The organism is Qipengyuania sp. ABI-127-1, from assembly GCA_022953095.1.
In the GTDB taxonomy this organism is placed as follows: Bacteria; Pseudomonadota; Alphaproteobacteria; order Sphingomonadales; family Sphingomonadaceae; genus Qipengyuania.
Genome location: JALJCR010000002.1, coordinates 168014 through 182045 on the forward strand (window position 1 = coordinate 168014; position 14032 = coordinate 182045).

Below are 14032 nucleotides of genomic sequence, written 5' to 3' on the forward strand. Positions count from 1 at the left end.
GGAGCGGAGCGAGCCGTAGGGGCGATCCATGACCGAAGCATCTCCCGTGCGCGCCTCCAAGGCGACCGAGCTTTTGACTCTCGACGATGTCCGCGCCGCTGCGGCCCGGATCGAAGGCGCGGTGGTTCGCACGCCCATGCTTCACTCGCAAACACTGTCGGAGATTTGCGGAGCCGACATCTGGCTCAAATTCGAAAACCACCAGTTCACCGCCGCCTATAAGGAGCGCGGCGCATTGAATGCGCTGCTGCATCTCGACGATGAACAGAAGGCGCGCGGCGTGATCGCGGCCTCGGCCGGCAATCACAGCCAGGGGCTGAGCTATCACGGTCGCCGCCTTGGCGTGCCGGTCACGATTGTCATGCCGCAGACCACGCCCAGCGTGAAAGTGATGCAGACCGAAAGCGTCGGTGGCAATGTGGTTCTGCATGGCGAGACTTTCGACGAAGCCTATGCTCACGCGCGCGAGCTGGAGAAAGAGCGCGGGCTCACCTTCATCCATCCTTTCGACGATCCGCTGGTGGCGGCGGGGCAGGGCACGGTCGCGCTCGAAATGCTCGCGGACAAGGATGATTTCGATTGTCTCGTCGTGCCGATCGGCGGCGGGGGGTTGATGAGCGGCATGGCAACGGTCGCCAAGGCGGTGAAGCCCGAAATCGAAATGGTCGGGGTGCAGGCCGAACTCTACCCGTCGATGTATTCCGCCGTGACGGGAGACGATCTCCCCTGCGGCGGTGATACGCTGGCAGAAGGGATCGCCGTCAAGGCGCCGGGCCAATTCACCCGTCAGATCATCGCCGAACTGGTCGACGAGGTGCTGTTGGTGAAGGAACCGAAGCTTGAGCATTCGGTGTCGCTGCTGCTTCAGATCGAGAAGACCGTGGTCGAGGGCGCAGGGGCGGCGGGGCTCGCGGCCGTGCTGTCCAATCCGGAAAAATTCGCGGGCAAGACCGTCGGGCTCGTCCTGTGTGGCGGCAATATCGACACGCGCCTGCTCGCCAACGTCCTGCTGCGCGATCTGGCCCGTTCTGGGCGCTTGGCGCGCTTGCAGATCGTGTTGCAGGATCGCCCGGGGGCCTTGTTCAAGGTGATGCGCGAATTCAACGCGCACAATGTCAATATCATCGAGATCTACCACCAGCGCATTTTCACCACTCTGCCGGCGAAAGGGCTGACGGCGGAGATTGAATGCGAAGCCCGCGACGGGGAACAGATCGACCGGCTGGTGGGTGCGCTTCGCGAAAAGGGCTACAGTGTGGAGCTGGCAGAGCTGGCCTGAGCGGCCCCGGCCATCGCCGGAAATCCTCGGGTTCGGCGCGCTTTTCGACCTTGTCGGCGGGCAAGGCCCGTTTTTCATGGTTAAGAGGGTTTTAACGCGGGACCGGCTCTGGCATTGATACGTCCAACAGGTAAGGATTTCTTAGCCTTCGAGAGGACGCAGCGCCAAGTGACCGCCCCGATCCGCTTCCCCCGGTTTTTCGTAACCAGCCCCGCACCGTGTCCGTATCTGCCAGGCAAGAGCGAGCGAAAGGTCTTCACCGAATTGCGCGGCGACAATGCCGACGAACTGAACGAAGCCCTGGGCCGGATCGGCTTCCGCCGCAGCCAGACGGTTGCCTACCGGCCGTCCTGTCTCGATTGTCAGGCCTGTGTATCGGTTCGCGTAGTGGCCGATGAATTTAGGCCATCTTCCAGCCAGAAACGCGCGCTGAAGGCCCATGACGATCTGATCGCCACCGAATGCCGTCCCTGGGCAACCTCGGAACAGTTCGACCTGTTGCGGAAATATCTCGCTGCGCGCCATCCGGGTGGCGGAATGACGCAGATGGAAGAAACGGACTTTGCGGATATGGTGGAACACACCAGCGTATCCAGCTATGTCATTGAATATCGGGAGCCGGGGATTGGCGCCGAACCAGGCCGACTGGTCGGAGCCTGTCTCACCGACTACCAGGGCGATGGGCTGTCGATGATCTACAGCTTCTACGACCCTGATCATAAGGATCGCGCCGGGCTTGGAAACTACATCATCCTCGACCACATCCGCCGTGCCGCCGAAAACGGATTGCCGTACGTCTATCTCGGCTATTGGGTCGAAGGGGCGGAGCGGATGCAGTACAAAATCCGCTACCGCCCGCTCGAACGGCTCGGCCGCAGTGGATGGGAACGCATGCCCGAGCATGAGCAGAAGCGGCTCATCGCTAGGGCTACGGCTCCCCGCACCAAGCGGCGGGATGACGCTCTTCCGGCAAAAGATGGTCTCGCCGCAGAATACAAGATCGCCGAGTGACCGAATAGGGCTGGCCTTCGGTGCCTGCGCTGCCGCCATCGCGCTTTCGACTGCGTCGCCGCTCGCTGCGCAGGACGGTGTTGCGCCGCCATCGCTCGAGGATCTGATACCCGACGAAGCAGTCGAGAATTCCGACGACTGGGCTCAGCGGGGGACCGACGATGCGGGCGTTTCCGATACGGAGGTAGCTGTCGGCCCGGACTTGGAGGCGCCGATCGCCGAGCTTCCCGGCATGTCGGTGGCCTGGCCTGAGGATATCGGGCTCGACCCTCTTCAACCGCTCGAGCCTGAGCAGGATATCGAGTTCGCGCAATTGCTCGAAGATGCGCCGCAGATCGCGGTCGAGGAGGCCGAGCTCGAAGAACTGTCCTCGACACTGGTCCTCGGCTTTCCGCAGAAGGAGCCGCCCTTCAGCCAGAGGGGTGATTTCGTCGATCGCTTCGAGGCGCTTTCGACTATCGAGGAGCTCGGCGGTGGCGACGAAAACGTTGCCCAGCTCGCCGCCAGGGCGCGCGAGGACGAGGAACTGCTCGGCAATTTGCTGCGCGTCTACGGCTATTACGATGGCGAGATCATGCGCACGATCGGCACACGCGATGCGGGTGAAGATGCGGCGGTGCAGAGACCCCGTGTGCGGTTCGATATCGTGCCGGGGCCTCGCTACAAGGTCGGCTTGGTCGATCTGGGCGAGCTCGGCACGGCATCCGACGCCGTTTCGCTGCGCAGATCCTTCGGCATCGATACCGGGGACTTTTTGCAATCGGACACCATCATCGCCGAGCGCTTCGACCTCGATCGGGCATTGGGTGAAAGCGGGTACGCCTTTGCCGAGATCGACGAGCCCGAACTGCTGATCGATCACGAGCGGGTCGAGGGCGACCTGACCATGCCGGTACGACCGAACGGCAAATATGTTTTCGGCGAAGTGGTCAGCAGCGACGAGGCGTTTCTTTCGAGCCGCCATCTGGCGAGCATCGCCCGGTTCGATCCCGGCGACGTCTATCAACGCAGCCTGGAATTCGATCTTCGCCGTGCAGTGACCGCCACCGGCCTGGTGTCCACCGTCGGGGTCGAAGTGCGCGAGGTAGAGCCACCGCAGGGCGACGAGCCCGGCGTGGTGGCGATGGATGTTACGATGGAGCGGGCGAAGCTGCGCACCATCTCGGGCGCAATCGGGTATGGCTCGGAAGAGGGGGTTCGCATCCAGGCGAGCTGGGAGCATCGCAACCTGTTTCCGCCCGAAGGCGCGCTGCGGCTGCGCAGCATCCTGGGCACGCGTGAACAGCTTGCCGGAATCACCTTCCGCAAGAACAATTTCGGCGGGCGCGACAAGGTTCTCACTGTCGATGCCTACGCTTCCAGCATCGATACGGTGGCCTATGACGCGCGCACGGTAGCGCTGACGGGGACGTATGAACGCACATCGACGCTGCTGTTCCAGAAACCGCTGGCCTGGGGCATCGGAGCGGAAGTGCTCGCCACCGATGAACGCAACCGGATCGTCGATGGGATTGCGCGACCGCGCCAGACCTATTTCGTCGGGGCGCTGTTCGGCCGCGCCACGCTGGATACAAGCGATTCCCTGCTCGATCCCACGCGCGGCTATCGCGTGACCGGCTTCCTCGCTCCGGAAACCTCGCGCACGCAGGGGCAACAATATTACTACCTCCGCAACCGGGTCGATGCGTCCTATTACCAGTCGATCGGGGACCGGACGATACTTGCCGCACGGGCCGCTTTCGCCAGCATTCAGGGGGCCGATCTGATCGGGGTTGCGCCGTCGCGCAGGCTTTATGCCGGCGGCGGCGGCTCGGTCCGCGGCTATGGCTATCAGGCGATCGGCCCCAAGAACGAGTTCATGGAACCGATTGGCGGGCGCAGTCTCGTAGAAGCCTCGATCGAGGCCAGAATAGGGACCGGGTTTCTGGACGGTGCGGTTTCCGTCGTGCCGTTCTTCGATCTCGGCAGTGTATCGACCTCGACGACGCCCGATTTCGGCGAAATCAAGATGGGTGCGGGTCTCGGCCTACGCTATACAACCGGCTTTGGACCGATCCGGTTCGACGTTGGTATCCCGCTCAACCCCGAGCCGGAGGATTCTGCTGTCGGGGTCTATATCTCCCTGGGGCAGGCCTTCTGATGACCGAGGATATACGCGATCCGGCGGCAGAGGATCCGGCACCCGCGCGCCGCAGCCGGTCCGGACGGCCAGGCAAATGGTTGCTGGGTGCGGTGGCGGCACTGGTCCTGCTCCTTGCCGGAGCGCTTGTGCTGCTCAACACGCCGCTGGGTGAACGTTTCCTGGCCAGTCGCATTGCCGAGCGGACGTTCCCCAACGGCCTGAACATACAGATCGGCCGGATCGAAGGCAATTTGTACGGCGCAGCCATATTGCACGATGTTCGCCTGTCCGATCCCGAGGGCGTGTTCCTGACCATTCCACGGGCGGAGATCGACTGGAACCCGGGGGCATGGCTTTCGAACCGGCTTGAAATCGACACATTCGCCGCGCGGCGCGCGGTCATGGCGCGTATTCCGGAGTTTCTCCCAAGTGAAGACGAAGGGCCGATCCTGCCCGGCTTCGACATCGCCATCGAAGAACTGGAGATCGACCAGCTCTTCCTGGCTCCGGGGATAGCCGGCGAGAATGCGCAGCGCGTCGATCTTGCGGGCAGTGCGCAGGTTACCGACCGCCGGCTGATGGTCGATGTCGACGGGCGGCTCGGACGGCGCGACCGGGTCGCCTTGCTGGTCGATGCGGAACCCGATGGCGATGATTTCGACCTGTCGCTCGATGTGGTTGCGGCGGGGGACGGGCCGCTGGCCGCTCTGGCCGGGGTCGATACACCGCACACCGCCTCCATTCGCGGCGACGGTACATGGTCACAGTGGTCCGGCGGACTGCTTGTTCGTAGTGAGGGCGAGCGCGTTGCCGCCATGCGCATCACCAACCGGGCAGGCGTCTTCGGGCTGCTCGGCAAATTCAATCCCTCCGGTTTCCTGTCCGGAACCCCGGCCAAGGCCATGGGGGACGATGTAGCCCTCAAGGCCGAACTGGCGATCGATAGTCGCATGTTCGATGGCCGGGCCAGGATGATCGGGCGTGGTATCGGTATCGATGCAGCCGGTCTCGTCGATTTGGGCGAGAACCGCGCCGAAGAGCTCCAGATCGAGGCATTCGTGCGCGATCCCGATCTGCTGGGCGACGGTCTTGCTTTACGCGGTACCCGCCTGACCGCCACGCTCGACGGGCCTTTCCGCGATCTTGCGATTGTCCACGATCTCCGCGTGGAGGAGCTGGACCTTGGTGGTACGCTGCTCGCCGACCTGCGGCAGCAGGGAACCGCCCGCTATGACGGCACGCGCTGGACGCTCCCGCTCGACCTGTCGCTGGCAAGGGTGACGAGCGGCAATACTCTGGTCGATCCACGGCTGGTCGATGGCAGGGGGCGGGGCACGCTGGTGCTGACTGGGTCGACGCTGCTGTCCGATGACCTGCAAATCGCCTTTCGGGGGACTTCGGCCAATCTGGCCTTGCGTGGCGATCTGTCTAGCGGGCTCTATCAGGTGCGTGGACCGGTGCAGGCACGCGGGCTCACGCTTGATGATGTAGGCACCGCAGGCGGCACGGCCATGATCGATCTTGCCCTGGCACCGGGATCGCCCTGGCGCCTCACGGCGGATGTCGATGCGCGGATCGCGCCCGTCACCAATGCCACTCTCGCCAATCTCGTCGGCACGCCGATACGCGTCCGGGGCGGGATTGCGGTAGGCGGTTCGGAGCCGCTCGATTTCAATCGATTGCGCGTGGATGCGAGCAAGGTGCGGCTTGCTCTCGACGGGAGTGTCGCTCGGGGTACGACCCGCGTTGCCGGGGCAGGCACGCATGTCGATTTCGGAGACTTTACCATCGAGGCCAGCGTCGCTGACGCCGGTCCCAGTGCTGCCCTTGTGTTCGCACGCCCGGCAACCGGACTGGAAGATGTCCGTGTGGCGATAGCGCCCAGCGATCAGGGATTTGCCATCGAAACCGAGGGCAGTTCCGTGCTTGGCCCGTTTGTCGGCGAACTGGGGCTGATCGCACCGGAAGATGGCCCAACGCGCATTGCGATCGAACGCATGCGCGTATCCGATACTGCCGTTACCGGCGCAGTCACGCTGGTCGATGGCGGTGTGGATGGCACCTTGGCTTTCGGCGGCGGCGGGCTCGACGGGACCGTTGCACTCGCGCCGCGCAATGGCGGACAGGGGCTCAACATCGCGCTACAGGCGCGCAATGCCCGTTTCGGCGGCGACACGCCCCTGCGCATAGCACGGGGGAATCTCGAAGCTGCGGGTCTCATCCGCGAGGGCGATACGACCTTTTCGGGTTCGGGCACTGCTGCCGGACTGTCCTATGGTACGCTGTTCATCTCGCGGCTTGCGGCACAGGGCGAGATCGAAAACGGGATCGGACGCGTCGATGCTTCGCTGGCGGGCAGGCGTAGCGGACGCTTCGTGCTCGACCTCAATGCTCGCATCCGTCCCGAGCAAATCGCGCTGGCGGCACAGGGCGAGTTCGGGGGTAGGCGCATCTCCATGCCGCGCCGAGCCGTCCTGACCAGTATGGAGGGAGGCGGATGGCGGCTTTCGCCCACTCAGCTATCCTATGGCGACGGCGGTCTGATCGCATCGGGTCTCTTTGGCGGTGGCGACCTCGATTTCGATTTCAAGCTCGCGCGCATGCCGCTCTCCCTCATCGATATCGTGCGGGCCGATACCGGATTGGGCGGCACAATCTCCGGCACTGTGGCTTATCGGACCGGGGCCGACGGGCTGCCGGTGGGGGATGCCAAGGTCCGGATCGACGGGCTCACCCGGTCCGGCCTCGTCCTCACATCGCGGCCGGTCGATGTGGCGCTCATGGCGCGCCTCAGCGAGAGCGAGCTCGAAGCGCGCGCGCTGCTGCGCAATGACGACATTCGCCGCGGCCGCGTACAGGCGCGGATAACGGGTTTACCATCCACGGGAATGCTCATCGACCGGTTGCGAGCCGGGCGTCTTTTCGGCCAGTTGCGCTATAGCGGTGCGGCGGAAAGCCTGTGGCGCCTTGCCGCCCTCGACACCTTCGATGTTACCGGACCGATCAATATCGCTGCAGACGCTTCAGGGAGCCTCGAAGATCCCACGGTGCGCGGTTCGATCTCGGGTGAGGATCTGCAATTGCGCAGCTCGCTCTCGGGTACCGATATTCGCGACATAGCCATGCGCGGAAGCTTCCGCGGCTCGCGGCTTCAACTGACGCGCTTCGCCGGCAGCCCAGCCACGGGCGGCAGTGTCAGCGGCAGCGGCATCGTGGACCTGCGCACTCTGGGTGAATCGGTGGAAGGACGCGTGCTGGAAATTCGCGGCCCGATCATCGATCTGCGCGCTTCGGCGAAGAACGCGCAACTGATCGATACCGGCGGATTGAGCGCCACGGTTACCGGCCCCTTGAGAATAGTTTCCAACGGTTTGGGGGGGACCATCGCCGGCCGTGTTCGGATCGACCGGGCGAGTTGGCGGCTCGGCACCGCCGCCGACGACCTGAGGCTGCCGCAAATCGTCACGCGCGAGGTCAATGTACCGGTGGGCCGGGCTCCGCGAGGTGCCCCCGGCAGGCCGTGGCGCTATCTTATCGATGCGCGGGCTGCCAGCCGTATCGATGTCGACGGCATGGGGCTCGATAGCGAATGGTCGGCGGACGTCATCTTGCGCGGGACAACCGACGATCCCCGGATCGGCGGCAGAGCCGAAGTGGTCCGCGGCGACTATACCTTTGCGGGAACACGGTTCGAACTTACCCGCGGCGAGATCGAATTCGACGAGAATGTGCCGGTCGATCCCCGACTGGATATCCGCGCGGAGACGCAGCGCGACGGGCTGACCGTGGAAGCGACAGTGAGGGGCAGCGCCACGCAGCCGGAAATCGCCTTCAGCTCCAACCCGGCCCTGCCCGAAGAGGAACTGCTCGCTCGCTTGCTGTTCGGCGGGTCCGTCACCAGCCTCTCCGCCACGGATGCGGTGCAACTCGGCGCGGCGGTGGCAAGTCTGCGCGGTGGCGGTGGCATGGACCCCATCAACCAGCTTCGCAGTGCGATCGGCCTGGACCGTCTACGGATCGTCAGTGCGGATCCGGCGCTCGGGCGCGGCACGGGGGTCGCTCTCGGCAAGAATTTCGGCCGCCGGTTCTATGCGGAAATCATCACCGACGGACGCGGTTACAGCGCGACCGAGGTGGAGTTCCGCGTCACCAGTTGGTTGTCATTGCTGGCGGCTGTCTCAACAGTCGGACGCGAAAGCGTCGTCGCCGAAATCAGCCGCGATTATTGAACGCTATTCAGCCCTTTGGGGGAAGCAGAACCGCATCTATGGGGATGACGACGCCGTTGTTCGCGGCGATGGCGGCGCCGACGATTGTCGCTCGCGACGTGTCGCCCGCTGCGACGCTCAACCGATCTCCGTCTCTCTCGAACGTGACTGTCGTGTGGCCGAGCGTCGTCATCGTCACGGGGCCTCCCGCCTGATCGATCGCCTCGCCAATCGCTTCCGGCGTGAGATGACCAGGCAGCAGATGATCGCGCAGAATGGCGACGAGGAGCGGGCGCTGTTCTTCCCGGAGGAGATCGGCGCCTTCTTCGCCCAAGGCTTCGAACGCCGCGTCGCGGGGAGCGAGCATCGTATAGCTTGCCGCCCCCTCGAGTACGCCTGACAGCTCGGACTGTTCGATGGCCCCGCGCAGCGTATCCAATTGCTCGTCCGCGCCGAGGCCGGCGGCGAGCGTGAGCGTGCCGTCGTCGCGTGTCGCGGTTTCGGGAGGCGTTTCGTCTTGCTCACCACACGCTGCGATCAGCGGTAACGATGCCAATGCGAATGCGGTGAGGGCGGTTTTGCATGTCTTTATCATGTCGTGCTCCCCTCAAACCAGAAGATCGATGGCCGCCGCCACGAGCTGTGTTTCGGGGTCGATCCGGTACACGTAACCGTCCGAATACCGATACCAGGCCTCCGGAGTGTCGCGATACCGATCGCGGTAGGAATAGGGCACGTTGTAAACATCGTATCCCGACGGCATCGGACGCCCGATGGTGAATTCATCGCCGGTCAGCAAGGCCGCCACAGACGTTATCGCGGCGTCCTCCGGGTCGACCCGATAAATGACATTGTCCGCGTAACGGTATGACGAGACCGGCCCGAGATCGTAATAGTCGACATAATAGTCTGGCAGGGCATAGCTTTCGTAAGTCGAAGGCCACGCATTGCCGATCGACAGCGCTCCGCCGAGTAACGGAATATAACCGGAAATACTGCCGCTTTCTCCGCGTTGCAGGAGATAGCCATCGCGGTAGAAATAGGAGCCGGAAGCGTAATTGGTCAGGCCGAACAAGCCAGGCCGATATTCGTAGCTATTCCAGCGATCGTTTCGATAGGTGGATTTCTTGGTCTGCCCTGGGGGCTGGCAGCCATTACCCTTCTTCGCCAGACCCGGCGGGCATCCGGCGATAGCGCTGCGGTTACGATCCCGCGTCAGAAATGCGCGATCACGGTCGAAACGCACGCGCTCGATGTTGCGGAGCCGTGGCCCGGTCGTCTCGCGTGCAAGGGCGTTGCGGTCGACCCGCTTTTCGAGCGCGGTGCCGACACGCCGTTGAACGTTTTCGTCTTTGACGCGTCGGTTCTCACGCGGGGTGCGATCTTTCGCAACGCCGGGACCTGTCGGCCTGTCCAAGGCATTGGCCCACCCGCGATTATCGTGGACATCGGCCCTTTTGTCGGAGCGGTCGGCCTTGCCGCGATCCGCCTTGGAGGCGCCGCGTTGTTCTGCGGCCTTCGGATTTCCATTGCCCTTGCCGGGATCGGCATGGGCGCTACCTGCGGCGAGCGCGAGGGCTGCCGCGCCAGCAAGCAAAAGTCTCATTTGTTAACTCCTTTTGCCTGTAACGGGAGCGAACGCGTTCCGGTTCCGAACGGACGTCTTGGCTCATTGTCGCGCTCTGGGGCGATGAGGCCAGATGTCTGCCCGATCATTCACCGATCACGCACCGATCACTCACCGATCACGGCGCGGATGGATCGCCTCCCGTCGCCTTGCCGCATGAACACGCGAGAGCCATCGATCACTACGACGAAGCCGCGCGAAACTATCGTTCGGCCGAACAAGAGAAGGGCCGCCCGGTTTCCCGGACGGCCCATTCCTTTCGAGCAAAAAGCGTCGTTAAATCAGAACTTGAAAGTAGCCGTGGCGCGATAGGTCTGCGCGTTGGCGTTCTTGCGTCCGATCGTCGTGTCGACGCCGAGGCCGAAGCTTGCCGCTCCGCTGCGGACCTGCGCCGAAAGCCCTGCTTCGGCCCAGTTCTTGTCGGGGCTGGCGATCGGGAAGATCGCACCTGGACCGGTTCCGTTCGCGAAGTTCGCGGCGAACCAGTACGGGCCGTCCTTATACTCGTGCACGAAGTCGAAATTGGCATCGAGCTGGAAGCCGCTGCTGACCTTCTGATAGTCCAGACCGATCCGGCCCTGGAGGCTTTCGAAGTCCTCGCGGGTGATCTGCAGGGCGAGCGGCCCACCGGTTTCCGTAACGACATCGAACGATTGATCCGCATAGCGCAGCTCGATCCCCGGCGAGATCGTGCCGGCCGCGCTTTCGAAATCGTAGGACAGGCCGAGTGCCGCGGTGAGGCCGCCATCGCTGCTCTCGCTGGTCAGCGTCTGCGATCCACCCAGGAACGCCACCGTCCGCCGCGTGTCGACATCGAGATCGGTCAGGCTGACCTGGCCGTCGATGACGAAGCCGTCCACGGTCTTCGCGCTACCGTAGAGCGAGACCGCCAGCATCTTGGATTCGGCTTCCTGGTCGAGCACGACATCTGCGTCGAGATCCGAATAGTACAGCGACAGGCCGACCATCGAGCTTTCGTTCGGGAAATACTCGATACCGCCCCCGAAGAAGTAGCCGTCGACGTCGGTATCCGCTGCGGTGTAGCCGGGCATCGATTCGCCCTCGCCGTTGAGCAGGCCGCCGGCGAGGTAGATGGCGACGTCCTCGCGGATGGCGCCATCACGGACCCTGGTTGGCTCGCTTGCCTGGCCGAGGCCGAGTGCACCGGCCGTGACCGGCTGGCTGCCACGCGAAACCTGCATCTGCGCCGTCTGGATCGGATTGCCAAGCGTGGCGATGGTACCGCCCGAGCTCTCCAGCGTCGATTCACGCAGCCGCGAGGCATTGAACGACTGCAGGTTGTTGTACGACTGGGCGGTCAACTGCAGCGCTGCCGATTCCGCAACCGGAGCCAGGCCGTTGAAGGTCGCCCGGATTGTCGCCGCATCGGCGAAGTCGAGCCCGTAAAGCTCGGCCAGGCCGGCATTGCCGCGGTTCTGGTCGAACAGACGGGCATAGCCGAGCTGAACCGGATCGGTCCGGTCGATCGCCGTGGTGTAGCTGAGGGCGATGATTTCCATCAGCACTGCGGTATCGGTGTACGTGAAATTCTGCCGCAGGATGGCCGATATCTCGTCTTCCTCGAAGGTTCCGGTAACACCGCCAGCGGCAGTCAGGATGGTATATTCCTGACCCAGGCCATTGACCTGCTGCGTGATACCCGCGCCCACGGTGACGGCGCCGCCGATCGATGCTCCTCCAGTGATCGCCAGGAGGTCCGAGCTATTGTCGGGACCGATGTCGATCATCAGGGTGGAGCCCGACGAAAGGATCGCATTCCCATCGATGCCGAGGGTGCCGATGGTTCCCATCGTTCCGGGGGCGATGCCTCCGACGATATTGGTAAAGAACGGGGTTTGAACGGTACCCGTGCCACCAAGAATGCCGGCAATCATGAGATAATCGCCGCTCGTGCGCAAAGCGCCGTCGACATTGATCGTGCCGCCGCCCTGCATAATGTCGATCAGCGAGGTGAGATCACCGTCGGCCTGGATATCGAGACCCGCAGCACCCACCACGGTGAGGCGATCGATTGTCACGTCGCTCGATAGCGTGGTCGTGCCTGCCGCGCTGAGCGTCACGTCGAAGTAACGTGCATTGACCTGTTCCGCCGCAACGTCGCTGACGACGGGATCGATATTGTCAGGGACGAATCCGGTTGCACCGGGCAGACCGTTATCGAGCGTGGGGTCCGGATTGCCTGCATCCGCAAACTCCGGAGGGCCACCGCTCGGGCCGTGGGGCTGCTCCAGCGGATCGCCGACCGTCGCCGCATCGGCGCTATCCGTGTGCGCCGTGAGGACTGCCTCGCCGCGATTGTTGGACACGCTTCCGCCAAGGACAGCTTCACCGCGATTGTTGGTAACGGCGGCAGTCGACGCAGGTTCGCCATCGACGGTTGTTTCGCCCGTCCCAACATTCTCACAGCGATCGGTCGGGGCAGTCGTGTCGATTCCCGCCGGATCGTTGAAGAACGGAGACTGTATACAAACTTCGCCGAAGTCCGGCTCAGTACCATTCAGACCGGCGCCGGGTGACGTCGGCAAGCCGTTTACGACTTCACCGGCCTGGTTGATAACCCGATAGATCGGATCGAGATCGGTCTGCCAGTGAGTTCCATCTTCCCACGCGCCGTCGCCTGCCTTCGCGCTGACATAGCGGTAGGGATTTGTCGCTACGATATAATCCCAGTAGAGGAACAGAGGCTGGTAGAACGCCGTCGACCCATAGGCGGAGCGGCCGAAAAAGTTCGCGCCACCGGACAGAACGCCGATCTGCAGGTTCTCGGTCGACAGGTCGTTATTGGCAGCATCCAGGATGAGAGGACCGCCCGAATCGCCGCCAGCGGTCGTTCCTTCACGCTCCAAGGGATCGTCGCGATATATATTGAAGTCGCGGATATCAGGCGCAGTCGTATCATCGCCATCCGTACGAGCCGGGTCATCGAAATCGAGCTGATAGAGGTTCTGGGGCACGGACTCAGGGTCTGATCCGAACAAAGCTTCGTCGCTGTCGTCAAGCGAGAAGAGGCCACCCAGCATATTCTCAGCCGAGCGGCGGCGGAAGTCGATTGCCTGGCTGTCGCCCGTCGTGCCGCTCCCGGTACGGCCGTAGCCGGTGATATTCACATGATAACCGGTGCCGTTGACCGGATCGATCTCATCGGGCGATGGCAAAGGGGAGAAAAGCAGAGCCCAAGTAGGGATGGTCGATGTCAGCGAATCGGTTGTCGGGTCGAACTGCGTTCCGACCGGCGTATCCAGCGTAGCGAGAGCAATATCGGCTTCGATAAAGCCCAATGCCTGGGGGTTTTGAAGCGATCGCGGATCGTAGCGGATTTGATTGATATTGTAGACCAGCAGATCCGTATTGGTTTGGCCAGTGCCGAACCAATTCGCGATGCCCGGGAATGCATCGACAGTGAACGTCACCGATGCACGGACATTCTCGCCATCATAGTCGCTCGATGCACGATCGTTGACGCAGTGCGCTGCGAATAGGACGGTGCGCGGGTTGATAAGCGTACCGGTGCAAATGCCGACGCTGCCCTGTCCGACCTCATTGGTAATGACAATGCCAACGCCATTCACGTTGCCTTCTTCATCGACGGCTTCGTCTGGCGTGTAGTTATCGTTCGGCACGATGGCGTGAGCAGGCGTGCTCATTGCGACTGTCGATAGAGCGATGGTGGCGGCGCCCGCCAGCAGACGACCGCCCGTACGGTTAAAACTCGATTTCATTACGAAAGCCCCTCCAGGAATGGTTCGCAAGCGCGGCCCTGAACC

At 63.2% G+C, this 14032-nt stretch carries 7 protein-coding genes; 4 read left to right on the forward strand and 3 right to left on the reverse strand.

Annotation, left to right across the window (positions count from 1 at the left end; genetic code table 11):
• The first annotated feature begins 28 nt into the window (after positions 1-28).
• From MUY37_RS10260 to MUY37_RS10275, 4 genes are all read left to right on the forward strand, one after another.
• Complete coding sequence (locus MUY37_RS10260; RefSeq protein WP_499195280.1) at positions 29-1279, forward strand: threonine ammonia-lyase; 1251 nt, start codon at positions 29-31, stop codon at positions 1277-1279.
• Positions 1280-1447: 168 nt separating this feature from the next.
• A complete protein-coding gene (locus tag MUY37_RS10265; RefSeq protein ID WP_499195281.1) occupies positions 1448-2290 on the forward strand; it encodes an arginyltransferase in 843 nt (280 codons plus the stop codon).
• Complete coding sequence (locus MUY37_RS10270; protein ID WP_499195282.1) at positions 2235-4430, forward strand: autotransporter assembly complex protein TamA; 2196 nt, start codon at positions 2235-2237, stop codon at positions 4428-4430. The genes MUY37_RS10265 and MUY37_RS10270 overlap by 56 nt, the downstream gene beginning before the upstream one ends.
• Complete coding sequence (locus MUY37_RS10275; RefSeq protein ID WP_499195283.1) at positions 4430-8641, forward strand: translocation/assembly module TamB domain-containing protein; 4212 nt, start codon at positions 4430-4432, stop codon at positions 8639-8641. The genes MUY37_RS10270 and MUY37_RS10275 overlap by 1 nt, the downstream gene beginning before the upstream one ends.
• A gap of 7 nt (positions 8642-8648) precedes the next feature.
• Here the strand turns inward: MUY37_RS10275 and MUY37_RS10280 are convergent, their stop codons facing one another.
• From MUY37_RS10280 to MUY37_RS10290, 3 genes are all read right to left on the reverse strand, one after another.
• Positions 8649-9215: a fasciclin domain-containing protein gene (locus MUY37_RS10280; protein ID WP_499195284.1), complete on the reverse strand. Its 567-nt coding sequence runs from the start codon at positions 9213-9215 to the stop codon at positions 8649-8651.
• A gap of 12 nt (positions 9216-9227) precedes the next feature.
• Positions 9228-10226, reverse strand: a complete 999-nt coding sequence (locus MUY37_RS10285) for a hypothetical protein (protein ID WP_499195285.1) — start codon at positions 10224-10226, stop codon at positions 9228-9230.
• Between the two features lie 302 nt (positions 10227-10528).
• Positions 10529-13987 carry an autotransporter domain-containing protein gene (locus tag MUY37_RS10290; protein ID WP_499195286.1) on the reverse strand — a complete coding sequence of 1153 codons (3459 nt, stop codon included), beginning with the start codon at positions 13985-13987 and terminating at the stop codon, positions 10529-10531.
• Positions 13988-14032: the final 45 nt, after the last annotated feature.